The following is a 14,840-nucleotide window of genomic DNA, read 5'->3' as shown; positions in this document are numbered from 1 at the left end:
AAGCCTGGATCTACGGCCGTGATCTTCGGTTGGCTACGTCGAACATCTTTCGTTGATGTGAGTTGATGGCTGGGGTGGTGGTGGGCGTGCCCGCCGGCATGTTCCGGCTTGCTCCGTGTTGTTGCTCGGGCATGGCGTGCTCACGCCGACGATCGCTGATCACCAAGGCGGAAGGGGTCCGGCGGTGAGTGAGTACCAGTATTACGAGTTTGTGGCGGTCGATCGGACGTTGACGTTGACGCAGCAGCGCGAGTTGCGGGCGTTGTCGACGCGGCTGTGAGCAGCAGATTTGTACCGCGGAACACGACAACCCGGTTCGTAACTTGAATAGGTTCAATGAGTCAGGGCAGGATCCTTGAACCCGTTCAGATCAACAACGGACCCGGCTAGTGATCGTCGGCGAAGTGGCAGGTGAATGATGGTGACTGAGTTTTCGGCACCCACAAGGCCAGGCTGGCCGTCAACGTCGTCCTTACATGAGACGACCCGGCCGTGGAGTGGGACGCCCGCGGCGTCGCGGTCGTCCGCTCCTGCTGGGACTACGCCTGGCGGCCGCAGGAGTTCCTGACCTGGGCGGCATCGGTCCCGCGGCTGCGCAACCCCGCCGAGGTGCTGCGCTGGAACACCGACAAGACCCACCTGCGCGACGTCGAACAGATGGGGCTCTCGGTGGTGCCCACGGTCTGGGACCCCAAGACCGCGGCTGAGCTGCCAGGCGCAGAGCAGGGGTAGTAAAGCCATCGGTCTCCGCTGGCTCGCGGGACGACGCGCGGTGGTCGGATGCGGCCGACGTCCTGGCGCACGCCGGCGGGCTGATGAGGGCGGGCCGGACCGCGATGGTTCGGCCGTACGTGGACAGTGTGGACGGCGCCGGCGAGACGGCGATGTTGTTCATCGGCGGGCGCTTCTCGCACGCGTTGCGCAAGGGGCCGCTGCTCCGTCGGGGCGAGGGCGTGCGGCAGGACCGCGACAGCCGCGGGGACCTCCGGCCCCAGGCGCCCACGCCGGAGCAGCGTGAGGTGGCCCAGGCGATCTTCGACGCCGTCCCGGAGCTGGTGCCTCCCGGAGCCGCTGCGCCGCTGTACGCGCGGATCGACCTGGTGGCGGACGCCTCCGGCGGGCCGGTGTTGCCGGAGCTGGAGCTGAGCGAGCCGAGCCTGTACCTCCCGCAGGCACCGCCGGACGCCCTCGGGCGGCTGGCGGACGCCGTGCCCGCCGCGGTCGCGTGTACGCAGCCGCACGCGTGGCCGGGTGAACGCGGTCGTCGGCGGCTTCGCCGCCCTGGTCGCAGTGATCGCCGTCGGCTGGGTCCTCGGTCGGACGGGCACGCTGGGTGCCGACGCCGGTGGCGTGCTGTTGCGGTTGTCCTACTTCGTGGCGACGCCCGCCCTGCTGCTGCTCATGCTCGCGGAGGCCGATCCGGCGGCGCTCCTGTCGGCCGCCCTCGTGGCGACCGCGGGCAGCGCGGCGCTCAGCGCGCTGCTGTACGCGGCGCTGGCCCGGTCGCGCTGGCAGCTATCGCCGGCCCAGCTGACGACCGGTGCGCTCGCCTCGTCGTACGTCAACGCGGGCAACTTGGGCATCCCCATCTCGGTGTACGTCCTCGGTGACGCGTCGTTCGTGGCCCCGGTGCTGCTGTTCCAGGTACTGGTCATGGCACCGGTGGGCTGCCGTGCTGGCCGGATCGCACACGGCGGGCGACGCCCGCCCCGCTGGCGGCTGCTCACCCAGCCGCTCCGCAGACCGGTCGCGGTGGTCTGCGGCCTGGGTGTGCTCGTCGCGACCATCGGCGTGGACCTGCCGTCGCTGGTGCTGGAGCCGGTTAAGCTCACCGCCGCGCTCGCGGTTCCCGCGGCGTTGCTGGCGTACGGCATGAGCCTGCACGGTGCACCCCGCCCCGCCTCCGGCGACAGCGCCCCGGGTGTGGCTGGCCGTGGCGTTCAGACCCTCGTCCAGCCGGTGCTGGCCTACGGGCTCGGCCGGTGGGTCGCCGGCCTCTTGGGAGTGGCGTTGCTGGCGGTCACCGTCACCTCGACCCCTGCCGACGGCGCAGAACGTGTTCGTCTACGCGTCGTCCTACGACCGGGGCACTGCTGGCGCGGGACGTCGTGCTGCTTACCACCGTCCTGTCCGTTCCCGTGCTGGTCGGGATCGCCGTGCTGCTCGGCTGATCGCGATATCGTAGGAATATCTACCCATACCCGTGCAGACTTGGACAGGCGTCGTCGCGGGCTCCTAGCGTGGGGAGTGTGATCGTGTCGAGGAGCGGCCCGGGCGAGGACTGGGACGTCGTCCTCGTCGGCGGCGGGATCATGAGCGCGACTCTGGGCGTGCTGCTGAGCGAGGTGCAGCCGGACTGGCGGATCACCGTCGTCGAGCGGCTCGACGAGGCTGGGCTGGAGAGCTCCAGCGCCTGGAACAACGCCGGCACCGGCCACGCCGGGCTCTGCGAGTTCAACTACACGCCGCGGCGGTCTGACGGCACGGTGGACGTGTCGAGGGCCGTGCGGATCGGCGAGCAGTTCGTCTCATCTCTGGTGTTCTGGGCCCGTCTCGTGGAGCGGGGGGTGCTCGGGCCGCCCGAGGCGTTCATCCACTCGGTCCCGCACCTCGGCTTCGGTCGCGGTGCGGACGGCGTGGCGTACCTGCAGGCCCGGTGGGAGGCCCTGCGGGGCCACCCGCTCTTCGCCGGCCTGGAGTTCAGCGAGGACCCCGACGTCCTCGCCTCGTGGCTGCCGCTGATGTTCGAGGGCCGGAACGGGAACGAACCGGTGGCGGTCACCCGCTCGGCGCAGGGGACCGACGTCGACTTCGGCGTCCTCACCCGGCAGCTGCTGTCGGCCCTGCAGCAGCGCGGCGGCGTCGTGCGGACGCGCCAGGAGGTCACGGCCCTGCGCCGGCGCGGGGAGGCCTGGGTGGTGCAGGTCCGCGACCGCAGGACGGGGCATCGCCGGCGGCTGCGGGCGCCGTACGTCTTCGTCGGGGCCGGGGGCGGCACGCTGCCGCTGCTGCAATCGGCCCAGGTCCCGGAGATCCGGCGGTACGGCGCCTTCCCGATCAGCGGTCAGTTCCTGCGCGCCGACCGGCCCGAGATGGTGGCCGCCCACCGGGGAAAGGTGTACGGGCACGCGGCTCCGGGCGCCCCGCCGATCTCGGTACCGCATCTCGACCTGCGGGTGGTGGACGGTCAGGAGGCGCTGCTCTTCGGACCGTTCGCGGCCTTCTCGCCCCGCTTCCTCACCCGGGGCCGGCTGACCGACCTCGTGCGATCGGTCCGGCCCGGCAACCTCCCCGTCCTGATGGCCGCAGCGCGGGACAACCGCTCGCTGGTGACCTACCTGATCCGGCAGGTGACCCAGTCCGCGGATGCCCGAACGGCCACGCTGCGCCGGTTCGTGCCGTCGGCGCGCGGGGACGACTGGACGCTGATGACCGCAGGGCAGCGAGTTCAGGTCCTCAAGAAGACCGGCGGCCGCAGCACGGTCGGATTCGGCACCGAGATCGTCACCTCCGCGGGTGGCTCGCTGGCCGCCCTGCTCGGCGCGTCGCCGGGTGCCTCGACCGCCGCGTCGACGATGCTCGACGTGCTCGCGGCGAGCTTTCCGCAACGCATGCCGGAGTGGGCGCCACAACTGGACCGGCTCGCGCCGTCGACGCAGACGGTGCGGCAGCTCGGCCCCGACCGGCTCGGCGAGGAGGTGACGCGGGCCCGCCGGGTGCTCGGGCTGCTGCCGGAGTGAGCACGACGGTCCACGGGAAGGGATCGGCGGGCTCTGTTGCGTTCAGCGTGAGCATGATCGGAGGAGGCTTGACCGGCGTGGTCAGGCTGGACCGGTGAGGTCACCATCTCGTGCCTCGTCCTGGTCACCACCGAGGTCGGCGTTCGCTGGGTTCCGGTTCCCGCCCGAGGTGATCCTTCTCGCGGTCCGCTGGTATCTGCGGTTCAACCTGTCCTACCGGGACGTGGAGGAGTTGCTGGCCGAGCGCGAGGTCGAGGTCGACCACGTGACGGTGTTTCGGTGGGTGCAGCATTTCACACCGCTGCTGGCCGATGCCGCCCAGTTCTGCCGTCACTCACCCGGTGACCGCTGGTTCGTCGATGAAACATACGTGAAGGTCAACGGAGTTTGGCGGTACGTCTACCGGGCCGCCGACCAGTACGGCCAGGTCATCGATGTGCTCGTCGCGGCCCGCGAGACGCCGCTGCCGCCCGGCGGTTCTTCCGACGGGCGCTGTCGACGTTGAAGGTGGCACCGGCCGAGGTGGTCACCGACGCCGCTGCGATCTACCCCGGCGTGCTCGACGAACTCATCCCGCAGGCCTGGCACCACGTCGAGCGGTACGCCAACAACCCGATCGAAGCCGACCACAGCCAGCTCAAGCATCGCCTCAGACCGATGCGCGGACTACGCAACGGCCGGACAGCCCAAGTGATCATCGCCGGACACGCCTTCATGCGGAACCTGCGCCGCGGACACTACGAACTCGCCGTCGACACCCCACCCGCCACGCGGGTCGCTGCGGCGTTCGCCGAGCTGGCCAGTGCGATCTGAACCAAGCGCAACGCCGGTTCACCGAATCTGCCGATCTGTCAACGCAACAGCGCCGGTGCTCGCGCAGCGGTCGCGCTGTTCGGCGGCTCCGCGGCGCCGCGGCAGGCGCGGCCACGATGGGGTGTCTGTGCGCGCACTCCAGCATGGCCGGCCGCGGCGGGGCCGTGGTGTCAGGCGTGGGAGCGCAGGTAGCGCACCAGCCCGGCGACGTCCTCCGGTACGAGGCGGCCGATGGCGCCGCTGGAGTAGACGGCGTTGAGTACGGAGCCGTCCGGGCCGAGGACGAAGCCGGTCGACTGCAGGTGACGGGGGTCGTCGTTGAGGTACGCGCCGGTCAGGGCGGCGACCTGCTCGGCGTCCGCGCTGTGGCCGACGGGGAACGCGAGGTGGTGCTTGTCGACCAGCGCCTTGGTGGTTGGTTCATCGTCGACGGAGAGCGCGGCGACCCGGACGTCGAGTGCAGTGAGGGTGTCGGTGGCGCGCTGGAACGCCGCGAGCTGGGTGTTGCAGTAGGGGCACCAGGAGCCCCGGTAGATCAGTACGACGCCGTAGTGCCCGGCGAACTCGTCGGGCAGCCGGAGGGTGCCCCCGCCGGTACGGGGCACCTCGAGGGTCGGGAAGGTCTGGCCGTTGTCGAGTCGAGCCATGGTGCGTCTCCTTGTCAGCCGGTCCACGATCACGATTGAGTCAACGCCACGAAAACTGGACTGACAAGTCCAGTTAAGCTATCGTGACGGGCATGACAGCGACGAGGTCCACCAGGCTGACCGCCCGCGGTGCCCGGACCCGGGAGCGGATCATCGAGGTGACAGCCACCCTGGTTTTCCGCCAGGGCGCCGCCGGAACCAGCCTGGACGAGGTCATGGCCGAGGCGGCGGTCAGCAAATCGCAGCTCTACCACTACTTCGCCGACAAGGACGACCTGCTGCGGGCGGTGATCGACCGACAGACCAGCCGCATTCTGGAGGCTCAGCGCGCCGAACTGGACGACCTCGACTCGATCGAGGGTCTTCGGCGCTGGCGGGATCTGGTCGTCGCGACCCAGGAGGCTGCTGGCTGGATCGGGGGGTGCCCGCTCGGTTCGTTGGCCAACGAGTTGGCCGACCGGAACGAGAACACCCGTGGTGTCCTCGATTCCTCGTTCGGGCGGTGGGAGGCGCGGCTGGCCGATGGACTGGCCGCGATGCGGGCCGACGGGCAACTGGTGTCCGAGGCGGATCCCGCGGCCCTCGCCGAGGCGCTCATCGCCGCCCTGCAGGGCGGCCTGCTCCTGGCCAAGACCCGGCGGACCGCCCGACCGCTGGCCCGGGCCCTTGACATGGCCATCGCGCACATCAACACCCTCACGCCCAGCGGACGGCGGCGCGGATGACGGACGGGGGCCATCGCCGGCGGCTGTCCCGAACCGGTGGGCGACACCGAGCAAGGCGCGTCGTGACCGCGCCCCGTGCCTGTGCCGATGCGTGGGCGGTTCGGCCGCGGAGTCGTCAGTGGACGCGATGGTCCTGAATCGTGATACGCGGGCCGAATCGGGGTTTGCGGAATCCGCTGGCGCGCCGATGAGCCGCACGATTCGCTGCCGGTGCCCACGCCACGGCTCGAGCACCTCGAGCATGCCGTCATCGTCGACGGGGCTGCCGGTGAGCGCCCAGCCGACCTCCTTTGCAAGGTTGTAGTCGCCGACGCTCACCGAATCCGGATCGCCGTGGGACCGCTGGGTGGTTTCGGCCGCTGTCCACACGCCGACGCCGGGGATGCTGCGCAGACCGGCGCCGACGCGCTCGTCGCCGGCGTCGAGACTTGCCAGACGATCCACGGAGGCGGCGACTCTGCTCGCGGCGATGGCTGTGCGGGATTGTGACGGCTGTACACCGGCGCGGTGCCAGGCCCAGGATGGGATGAGGCTCCACTCCTGCGCGCTCGGCTGACTCGCAGACCGTGCGGCGCCGGTCCCGGCACGGCAGAGCCGTAGCGGACGACGAGGTAGCGCCAGGAATGGTGCGCCTGCCGACCGGTCGTCTTCTGCCCGAAGATGCCAGCGACGAGCGCGGAGAACACGAGTCCAGCTCGAGTGAGGTGCAGGCCGGAACACCGGCGGCGTACCTCAGCGAGCCGCGCGTGACCGGAGAGGTCGAGCCCACGCCAGTCGTCGTGCGCGCCAAGCAAATCCGGCACGGACACGCGCACACCGACACGGCCGAGAACAGCCAGCACGGGAGGCCGAGGATCTCCAGAGGGCCGTTGGCGGCTCGAACACCGAGTCCGATCATGATTTGTCCTTCTGTGTTGATTCTGTTCGTGCGTGTTTCGGGTTTCAGGCGGCCGGGTTCGTGCTCGGATCCACGGGCCGCTTGGATTTCGGGAGTTTGTCGACCACGAGCCGGTAGGAGTCGGTGACGAGTTCCTTCACCAGGTTCTCGTCGAGACTGGGCCCACCTGCTGCCGTGATCCAGTGCTTTTGTCCATGTGGTGGCCGGTCGTGATCTCTGCGTACTGCTCGCGCAGCCCAACGGCCTCGTCCGGATCGGCCTTCAGGAACCGGGGGTGTCGAGTTGTGCGGTGGCCGTGTTCTCCAACGTCGTTCGGTGTGGACGAGGGCGTGGCCGGGGGTCCGGATGCCCGTCATTCCTTGGCCGTCGACGCAGGGCGGCATGGAGTGTTACGGCCGCAGCCAGGCGGGGGCAATCAGATGCGTCGACCGCGCCACCGGCTGGTGGGGGTCAGACCTGCGTCGGCCTCGCGTCCTGGCTGCGCTGGGATGGTGCTCACGCTGCTCCGGCCAGGCAACGGATGTGTCCGTCGCGGAGGCCGTAGTAGACCAGCGTGAGGAGTCTGCGGGCGGCGGCGACCTTGCCGATGTTCGCGCCGCGGTGTTCGCCGATACGGGCCCGAGCGGCGGCGATCGGGCCGTGGCGCACGCGTTGGACGGCCTCCACGGCGGCCCACCGCACGAGGGTCGAGCCCTGTTTGGTGATGCGGCCGCGCCGGATCTTGGTGTCGGACTCGCGGTGGCGGGGGGTCAGCCCGGCCCAGGAGCACAACTGCTCGGGGCGGGTGAAGCGGTGCACGTCACCGATCTCGGCGACGAACACCGCGGCCAGGATCGGGCCGACACCGTCGATGGCCTGCACCGCGGTGTAGCCGGGGTCGGTGGACAGCCGGGCGCCGGTCATCTTGGCGTACAGGTCGATCTCGAAGCTGAACGCGTCGATCAACCGGCGTAGTGAGGCGACCCTGCCGGTGTAGACGTCGGGCATGCGCAGCTGGTCGAGCATCCGCTGCCCGGCGACGCCGAACGGGGCGGTCATCGGCACGTTCACGCAGCACTTGGCCAGCACCGCGTGGACCTGGGCCTTGAGGCCTGAGCGCAGCGCGACGAGCGTGGCCCGGTGACGCACCAACTCGCGTAGCTCGCGGGTGGCCGGTGCTCGATCCACGCCTCAGGCAGGCGGCCCATGCGCAGCAGATCCGCAAGATCAAAGGCATCACGAACGTCGTTCTTGACCCGCCGGTTTCGCGAACCCCTTCACCCCCAAGCGGGTGGGCCAGGTGCACCTGCGCGCCGGCGTCGACGAGGACGTCCGCGGCCCAGTACCAGCCGGACGGGTCCGGTCGGGCGGTCACTGGTCGGGCGTCAGTGCCGCGGTGGCAGCAGCTCCAGCAGCAGCGAGGTCAGATCGTCGGCGTCGAGGTCCGGAAGCCGGTCGAATGCGCCAGAGGTCCGGGCGGTGAGCACGCCGATGAACGCGGCGGTGAGTACCTCCGCCTTCTCCTGCGGCCGGTCCACTCCATCGGCGGCCAGCCGGGCGACCAGCGGGCCGACGATCCGCCTGTGCAGCTCCGCCCGCGACGCCGCCTGCGCCCGCGGATCGTCGTGCCGCCGGGTTGTGACCCGGTAGATCGGGCTGGGTCCACGGCGGATGGCACGGTCGACGAGGTGCCGCATGCGGGCCGGGTCGAGGATGTCCACGGGGATGTCGTCGCCCGTCTCCTCGCGCAGCACGGCGATGTACAGCTGCGCCTTGCCGCCGAAGTAGCGGGCGATCATGGCGGCGTCCACGCCGGCCCGCTCCCCGATGTCCCTGGTGGTGGCGTGGTCGTAGCCCCGCTCGGCGAACAGTTCAGCGCCGGCCTTTAGTAGCGCGGCCCGGGTACTGTCCGCGTCCCGGCGTCGCCGCGTGGAGGCCGCGCCGCCGCGCGAGTCACTCATGCCGACTCCTCGCCGCGCTCGGCTTCGTCATGAGGCTCCGGCGCGCTCAGCTCATTGATTGGCTCGCTGCGATCTCGCATGGGGTCATCTTGGCAGCGCGGCGGTCCGGTCGACGTTTCTCTCGTCGTCGGGGGAGCGCTTCGGCGACGCTTTCGTCCCAGAGGAGCTGCTTGTCCACCGCCTGATCCGCCGGCTGGTGCCGGTCGGGAGCAGTACGCCGGCGGCCAGACTCATCAGCCACAGGGCCACCCCGAGGAAGGCGGCGACGGTGTACCCGGAGGCGGACGGGTACCGGTGCCCGCCCGGGGTGTGCGCGGCCAGCATCGCGGCGCTCAGCGCGCTGCCGGAAGAGTACCCGGCGTAGCGCAGCACCTGATTGAAGCTCATCGCGCTGCCGGTCTCCTGAGCCGGTACGGCCCGAGTGATCATGCCGGGCATGACCGCGAACACCGTACCCACCGCCAGCCCGACCACGGCCATCACAACCACCAGTTCCCCGATGTTGTGCCGAAGGAGCCCGAACAGCAACATGCCCGCGAGCGCGAGCGCGGACGCGGCCGGGATCAGCAGCCGCCCGCCACCGCGGGATACCACCACCGGCGTGATCCGGCTCGCCGCGAAGCTGCCGGCGGAGAACGGCAGCAGCACGAGACCGGCGACGACGACTGAGCCGCCGAGCCCACCGGCCGTACCGACAGGGGTCTGCACGAACTGCACCACAAGAGAGATCAGCAGGTACATGCCGAGCCCGGCGAGCATCGCGGTGACGTCCGCCGTCAGCACCCCGCGGTGGCGCAGCAGCCGCAGGTCCACCAGCGGCCGCTGGTGGCGCACCTCGTACGCGGCCCAGGTCGCCGTCGCCACGACCGCGACGACGATCGCCACCACCGAGCGCGGCGAGAACCAGCCCCAGGCATCGCCCTCGCTGATCCACAGGATCAGGGCCGCCAGTCCGGCGCCGAGGAGCACCGCACCGGGTACGTCGAGCCTGGCCCTGGGCAGGTGACACGAGGACGGCACGATCCACCCCGCGGTGAGCATCGCCACCAGACTGACCACCGCCCCGAACCAGTACGCCAGGTGCAGCCCGCCGTACTCGGCGATCAGTCCGGTGACCGGGTACCCGAGGCCGACCCCGGCTACCGTGGTGATGGAGAGCATGGCCATGGTGGGTCGTGCCCGGTGCGGCGGCAGCGAGTCCCGGGCCGTCGCGATGGTCAGCGGTGTGAGGCCCAGACCGGCGCCCTGCAACCCCCGGCCGACGAGCAGGGCGGCGAACCCGGTCGGCAGCGCGGCCAGCGCGCAACCCGCCGTGACCAGTACCAGCCCCGCGAGCATCACCGTGCGCCGTGCCGGGCCGTCGCCGAGCCGGCCCATGATCGGCGTCGCGATCGCGCCGACCAGCAGCGTGATCGTCAGAGACCACTGGGCGTCGGTCACCGAGACGCCGTCGGCCATGGCGATCTTCGGGATGAGCGGCGCGCCGAGGCTGCTCACCACCGCGACCACGATGCCCATGAAGATCAGTGTGGGTACCAGCCCGCGTGTCGAGCGACCCTGAGACGTGGGCGGCTTCTCCCGTACCACCGTCATGCCCGCCCCTGCTCCTCACCGCCGGGTACGGCCACCCGCGTCCGGCGCATAAGTCATCAACCGATGTCATCTACTGATGACTACGGTAGGCGCCGAGTGGGCGGCGGGCGGCAGGCGGTGGTCAAGGTCACCCTTAGGGCCGCCGGGCCTGTGCCGCCCGCCGGTGTCAGGGCGGCCAGCACGAGCAGTCCGATCAGCCGGTCCCGGGAGACGCGCCCGAAGGCCTGGTATTCGAAGAGGGCACGCCCGGCCACGAACAGCGAAGACCCGTCGACGATGACTGCGATCCAGGCCGGTTTGGTGTGCCCGAACGGGTGGGCGATGACCAGTTCGACGCCGACGGCGGTGACGATGATGCCGGCCACCATGGGCAGGTGAGCGAATGACTCCGATCGGCGGGCAAGGCGGTCTGGGGCGGGCGCTGTTGCGATGGCAGCGGGCAGCAACTGCCCAGCGTGGTAGATGTAGATCCGTCACAGCAGCACCGTGGTGGAGAACGACACCACGGCCGCCGCGGTCCGGGCGCGCAGCCGCTGCCATCAAGGGTCGGATCGGAGGCCAGGATTAACTCGCCGAGCGCGTTGATGAAAAGCTGCCGGTATCGCTCGGTCAGGTGCTCGGCCACGATCGGCCACTCCGATGTGGGTGGGCGGCCCAGCCCCGGCGTGGGGTAGCGGAGTACGAGTGCCATGTAGTCCACGGCCACCGCGAGTGTCCACAGCGCCCCTCGCGGCTTGCCGTCCGCGAGCGCCCCCGCGATCCACGGCACGGCGGACAGGCCGAACCAGAAAGACCCTGCACTTGCCGAAAACGTCGTCCGTGCAGGTCACGCAGCATGATCGTACACGTGGAGAAATGCCGCCGAGGCGATCGCGTCTTCGTATGGCGAGGCTGGCGATGTTGTTCGGGTCGGCGATCGGCGAGGGCAACGGGTGTAACGGTCGTGCGCTCGCGATGCCCTGGTGCGGGCGGTGTTTGTTGTAGAACTGTTCGTACTCGCGCAGGGTGTGGAGGAGATGCCGCTGGTTCCAGATCAGCGTCTGTTGGGGTCATGATCGGCAACTTGTTTCGGCACCATGTTCGACACGCGGTCCCTGCTACGCCGTTCTTGCTCGACTTGTCGATATCGCCGGAGTTTAGGTTGATCCCGGTCATATCGGGAGGCCGGGGTGTTCACGCGTGTCGAGTTGTTCGAGCGCATCCGCGCTGATCGGCGGACAGATCCGTCGGTGTCTCAGCGAGAGTTGGTGCGCCGGCATCAGGTGTCGGGTCGTACCGTTCGGGCGGCGTTGGCGTCGGCGGTCCCGCCGCCGCGGCGGAGTCCTGTGCGGGGGCGTCCGCTGGCGTTGACGCCGGTACCCGCCGTGGTGGACGCCATGTTGCGCGAGGACGTGGTGAGCCTGCCGCTGCCGGAACAGGTCGAAAACGGTGGCGATCGACAGGTAGTGGGTGGCCATCGTGCCGCTGCCGGGCCTCCGGCGTGCAGATGGACGGCAGGCAGCACAGCACCACGGCCGCCGACCGGCTTGGCCCGCTACGGGACACGGGGAGATGCCGGCGATCGGCAGGCCGCCGGCGTCCGCGCGCTGATCACGACTGCGGCGTACCCTGCTCGTCCGCGGCCTGGATGATCGTCTTGCCCGGCGTGCGGCGGCCGCGGGTAAACGCGGAGGTCGCTTCGGACAGCGGGCGCACCGCGCCGACGATGGGCTTGAGCCGTCCGGTCCGCACCCGCTGGGCGAGGTCGGCCAGCCGGACGCGATCAGGCTCGACGACGAAGAAGACGGCTCGCCCGCCCGTCGGCTGTACGGTGGGCGGCGCGGCGATGGTGACGACGGTGCCGCCCGGCCGTACAAGTTCGGTCGATCGCGCGAGGATGTCGCCGCCGATGACGTCGAGCACCAGGTCCACCTCGCCGGCGTGCCGCAGCTCGTCGGCGTCCAGGTCGAGGAAGGTGTGCGCGCCGAGGTCGAGCGCGACGTCACGGTCGCCGGCCCGGCCGGTGCCGATCACGCGGGCGCCCACCTCCCGCGCGAGCTGGACGGCGAGCGAGCCGACCCCGCCCGCCGCGCCGTGGATGAGGACGGTCTGGCCGGTCGTGAGGTGGCCGTGGTCGAACAACCCCTGCCACGCGGTCAGTCCGGAGATGGGCAACGCGGCGGCCACGGTGTGATCGATGTCGGCCGCGAGGGGGGCGAGGTTGCGCGCCTCCACCGCGGTGTACTCGGCCAGGGAGCCGTCGCGGGTCCAGTCGGTCAGTCCGAACACCCGCTGGCCGACGGTGAGGCCGGTGGTGCCGTAGCCGAGGTCAACCACGACCCCGGACAGCTCGTGCCCGGGGACGCTGGGTGTCCGGTCGCGACCGGCGCGGTCGGTCCACGTCGCCGGCCAGTCGAGCTCGCCAGGGGTGAAGCCCGCGGCGTGTACGCGCACGATGACGTCGTTCTCCGCGGCGTGCGGGTAGGGCAGGTCGGTCAGGGCGAGCCCGCTGACACCCGCCGCACGGTCGCGTACGGTGATCGCTCGCATGCTGGGTCCTCTCAAGACGGTCGTCGGTATGTGCGTGGTGGTCGGTGCCCGGCACGGGTGAGCCCCCGTTCGGTCAGCTCGGCCAGGGTGAGCCGACGATGCGCTGGACCGTCGTCACCCGCTGGAAGCCGGGGATGAAGTGTTCCAACACGTCGGAGTTCACGGTGCCGTTCGTGGTCTCGGGGCGGTTCTTCAGCCCCTCGACATCGGTGCGCAGGAACTCGTTCTTGAAGTCGCCGCGCGGATGGACGGCGAGGATCTCCTCCTGCTGATCGCGTTCCAGCCCGTCCAGGCTGAGGCCGAGCACGTCGGTCAAGACACCGAGGTACGTGGTCGCGATCTCCGGGGCCGTCCGGTCGGGGATGCCCGGCGTGGTGTGCAACGCGATCGCCGCCCAGACGGTGTCCGCGGCGGCCGTCGAGAAACCCCGGTCCAGGAGGAACCTGCGCCCGTGGTCGGCTCCGTCGACCTCGAAGCGCTGCTCGACGTCGGAGAAGGGCGTCAGGAGGCCGGTGTCGTGGAACATGGCCGCCAGGTAGAGCAGCTCCGGGTCCGGTTCCACGCCGAGCCGGTGTGCGTGGATGAGGCCGAAGAGGAAGACCCGTCGCGAATGGTGGTAGATGAGAGGGCTGGTCGTCTCCTGGATGCGCCTGGTCGCTTCGGCGACCGCCGCTGTCTCCGGAATCTCCCACCCCGCGATGACCTCTGGCATGATCCCTGACCTTCCCGGAAATGTTCGCCCCCGCTGTTGTCCGGGCTCCATGCTGCCCACCTATCGTCGTACGGCGCCGCCCTCGTTTGGCCAGGAATCCCTCATATCCGGACAGGGCGTGACCCGCCCGTGATCACGGAGAGTTCGGTCACCGGGGAACGATCCCGCCCCCGAGGATCCCGCGGTCTCCGGTGGTGACGCGTGCTACCAATGAGCGGTGTCCGAGCCTCCCGTCGCGCCGACCCGACGGCGGTCAACGCCGCCGGCGTCCGGCCGCCACGAAGCGGATCCGGCTCCGAAGGGACCGCGGTGGTGACCGCCGGCACCCACCGTGCGGCGATCCTCGTCTACGACGGGGTGACGTTGCTGGATGTCGCTGGTCCCGCGGAGGTGTTCAAGGAGGCGAACCGGTTCGGCGCCGACTACGGCATCGTGTTGCTGTCGCCCACCGGTGCGGACGCCACGACGAACCTCGGAGTCCGGATCGCGGCCGACGGCGCCCTCTCGCAGGAGCCGGCCGTCGACACGTTGCTGGTGGCCGGGTCCGACCGGTTTCCGTGCGCCCGGGTCCCCGCCGACCTGGCGGACGCCGTACGGACACCGGCCGCCGCGGCCGGTCGGGTCGCGTCGATCTGCACCGGGGCGTTCGTCCTCGCCGCCGCCGGCCTCCTCGACGGCAAGCGCGCGACCACGCACTGGAAGGTCGCGCACGAACTCGCCGCCCGGCATCCGACGTCCCGCGTCGAGCCCGATGCGATCTACGTCCGGGACGGCACGACGTACACCGCGGCAGGGGTCACGGCCGGAATCGATCTGGCGCTCGCCCTCGTCGAAGAGGATCGCGGGCCCGACGTGGCCCGCGACGTGGCCCGCGCCCTGGTCGTGTACATGCAGCGTGCGGGCGGTCAGTCCCAGTTCTCGGCATCGCTGCAGGGATCGCCGCCCCGGTCGCCGGCTCTCCGCACGATCACCGACCTGGCGACCGCGAACCCGCGCGGGGACCACTCGCTCGGTGAACTCGCGAAACACCTCAACGTGAGCACCCGGCACCTCACCCGGCTCTTCCACGACGAGCTGTCCACGACACCGGGCCGCTACGTGGAGAACATCCGGTTCGACATGGCCAGGGCACTGCTCGACCAGGGGCACAGCGCGACGCAGGCCGCGACCCTCGCCGGGTTCCGCAGCTACGAGAGCATGCGCCTGTGGGGTTTCAAAACTCGGTCGTGGTTCTGATCTGGTG

General features: G+C 70.4%; 12 protein-coding genes and 2 pseudogenes. 6 read left to right on the top strand and 8 right to left on the bottom strand.

Annotated features, from left to right (window positions below):
* The first annotated feature begins 492 nt into the window (after positions 1 to 492).
* The 4 genes and pseudogenes from ACL02O_RS26415 (at position 493) to ACL02O_RS26400 (ending at position 4,553) form a co-directional block, all read left to right on the top strand.
* Positions 493 to 732: a hypothetical protein gene (locus ACL02O_RS26415; protein WP_412820863.1), complete on the top strand. Its 240-nt coding sequence runs from the start codon at positions 493 to 495 to the stop codon at positions 730 to 732.
* 519 nt (positions 733 to 1,251) lie between these two features.
* On the top strand, positions 1,252 to 2,253 hold the full coding sequence (locus tag ACL02O_RS26410) for an AEC family transporter (RefSeq protein ID WP_412820862.1): 1,002 nt from the start codon (positions 1,252 to 1,254) through the stop codon (positions 2,251 to 2,253).
* Entirely contained in the window at positions 2,250 to 3,740 is a 1,491-nt protein-coding gene (mqo, locus tag ACL02O_RS26405; protein ID WP_412820861.1) for a malate dehydrogenase (quinone), read from the top strand. The genes ACL02O_RS26410 and mqo overlap by 4 nt, the downstream gene beginning before the upstream one ends.
* Positions 3,741 to 3,834: 94 nt before the next feature.
* Positions 3,835 to 4,553: pseudogene (locus ACL02O_RS26400) on the top strand (IS6 family transposase).
* Between the two features lie 170 nt (positions 4,554 to 4,723).
* Here the strand turns inward: ACL02O_RS26400 and ACL02O_RS26395 are convergent.
* Positions 4,724 to 5,200 carry a peroxiredoxin family protein gene (locus tag ACL02O_RS26395; protein WP_412820860.1) on the bottom strand — a complete coding sequence of 159 codons (477 nt, stop codon included), beginning with the start codon at positions 5,198 to 5,200 and terminating at the stop codon, positions 4,724 to 4,726.
* Positions 5,201 to 5,292: 92 nt separating this feature from the next.
* Here ACL02O_RS26395 and ACL02O_RS26390 point away from each other — a divergent pair, with 92 nt between their 5' ends.
* On the top strand, positions 5,293 to 5,925 hold the full coding sequence (locus ACL02O_RS26390; RefSeq protein ID WP_412820859.1) for a TetR/AcrR family transcriptional regulator: 633 nt from the start codon (positions 5,293 to 5,295) through the stop codon (positions 5,923 to 5,925).
* A 1,393-nt stretch (positions 5,926 to 7,318) separates the two neighbouring features.
* On the opposite strand, the gene ACL02O_RS26385 is transcribed toward ACL02O_RS26390, so the two are convergent.
* The 7 genes and pseudogenes from ACL02O_RS26385 to ACL02O_RS26355 all read right to left on the bottom strand — a co-directional run bounded on the left by ACL02O_RS26385 (position 7,319) and on the right by ACL02O_RS26355 (position 13,597).
* A complete protein-coding gene (locus tag ACL02O_RS26385) occupies positions 7,319 to 7,990 on the bottom strand; it encodes a transposase (protein WP_412820858.1) in 672 nt (223 codons plus the stop codon).
* Positions 7,991 to 8,187: 197 nt separating this feature from the next.
* On the bottom strand, positions 8,188 to 8,763 hold the full coding sequence (locus ACL02O_RS26380; RefSeq protein WP_412820857.1) for a TetR/AcrR family transcriptional regulator: 576 nt from the start codon (positions 8,761 to 8,763) through the stop codon (positions 8,188 to 8,190).
* 84 nt (positions 8,764 to 8,847) lie between these two features.
* Complete coding sequence (locus ACL02O_RS26375; RefSeq protein WP_412820856.1) at positions 8,848 to 10,281, bottom strand: MFS transporter; 1,434 nt, start codon at positions 10,279 to 10,281, stop codon at positions 8,848 to 8,850.
* Between the two features lie 155 nt (positions 10,282 to 10,436).
* Positions 10,437 to 10,820 carry a low temperature requirement protein A gene (locus ACL02O_RS26370; protein WP_412820865.1) on the bottom strand — a complete coding sequence of 128 codons (384 nt, stop codon included), beginning with the start codon at positions 10,818 to 10,820 and terminating at the stop codon, positions 10,437 to 10,439.
* 86 nt (positions 10,821 to 10,906) lie between these two features.
* Positions 10,907 to 11,137 (bottom strand): annotated as a pseudogene (locus tag ACL02O_RS26365) (low temperature requirement protein A); the annotation flags it as partial.
* An 809-nt stretch (positions 11,138 to 11,946) separates the two neighbouring features.
* Positions 11,947 to 12,885, bottom strand: coding sequence for an NADP-dependent oxidoreductase (locus tag ACL02O_RS26360; RefSeq protein WP_412820855.1), 939 nt, complete (start codon positions 12,883 to 12,885; stop codon positions 11,947 to 11,949).
* Positions 12,886 to 12,958: 73 nt separating this feature from the next.
* Positions 12,959 to 13,597, bottom strand: coding sequence for an HD domain-containing protein (locus ACL02O_RS26355; protein WP_412820854.1), 639 nt, complete (start codon positions 13,595 to 13,597; stop codon positions 12,959 to 12,961).
* A gap of 312 nt (positions 13,598 to 13,909) precedes the next feature.
* On the opposite strand from ACL02O_RS26355, the gene ACL02O_RS26350 reads away from it, so the two are divergent.
* Positions 13,910 to 14,833, top strand: coding sequence for a GlxA family transcriptional regulator (locus ACL02O_RS26350; RefSeq protein ID WP_412820853.1), 924 nt, complete (start codon positions 13,910 to 13,912; stop codon positions 14,831 to 14,833).
* The last annotated feature ends 7 nt before the right edge of the window (positions 14,834 to 14,840 follow it).

Origin of the sequence: Micromonospora mangrovicola (assembly GCF_047200535.1) — a bacterium.
Lineage (GTDB): Bacteria > Actinomycetota > Actinomycetes > Mycobacteriales > Micromonosporaceae > Micromonospora.
Note: the sequence above shows the minus strand (reverse complement) of the source record. Positions and strands in the feature narration are given on the sequence as shown.

Excerpts from the sequence above, each read along its gene's own strand:
- ACL02O_RS26360 (WP_412820855.1), bottom strand. The coding sequence starts at position 12,885 with ATGCGAGCGATCACCGTACGCGACCGTGCGGCGGGTGTCAGCGGGCTC.
- ACL02O_RS26390 (WP_412820859.1), top strand. The coding sequence starts at position 5,293 with ATGACAGCGACGAGGTCCACCAGGCTGACCGCCCGCGGTGCCCGGACC.
- ACL02O_RS26375 (WP_412820856.1), bottom strand. The coding sequence starts at position 10,281 with ATGGGCATCGTGGTCGCGGTGGTGAGCAGCCTCGGCGCGCCGCTCATC.
- ACL02O_RS26355 (WP_412820854.1), bottom strand. The coding sequence starts at position 13,597 with ATGCCAGAGGTCATCGCGGGGTGGGAGATTCCGGAGACAGCGGCGGTC.
- ACL02O_RS26395 (WP_412820860.1), bottom strand. The coding sequence starts at position 5,200 with ATGGCTCGACTCGACAACGGCCAGACCTTCCCGACCCTCGAGGTGCCC.
- ACL02O_RS26380 (WP_412820857.1), bottom strand. The coding sequence starts at position 8,763 with ATGAGTGACTCGCGCGGCGGCGCGGCCTCCACGCGGCGACGCCGGGAC.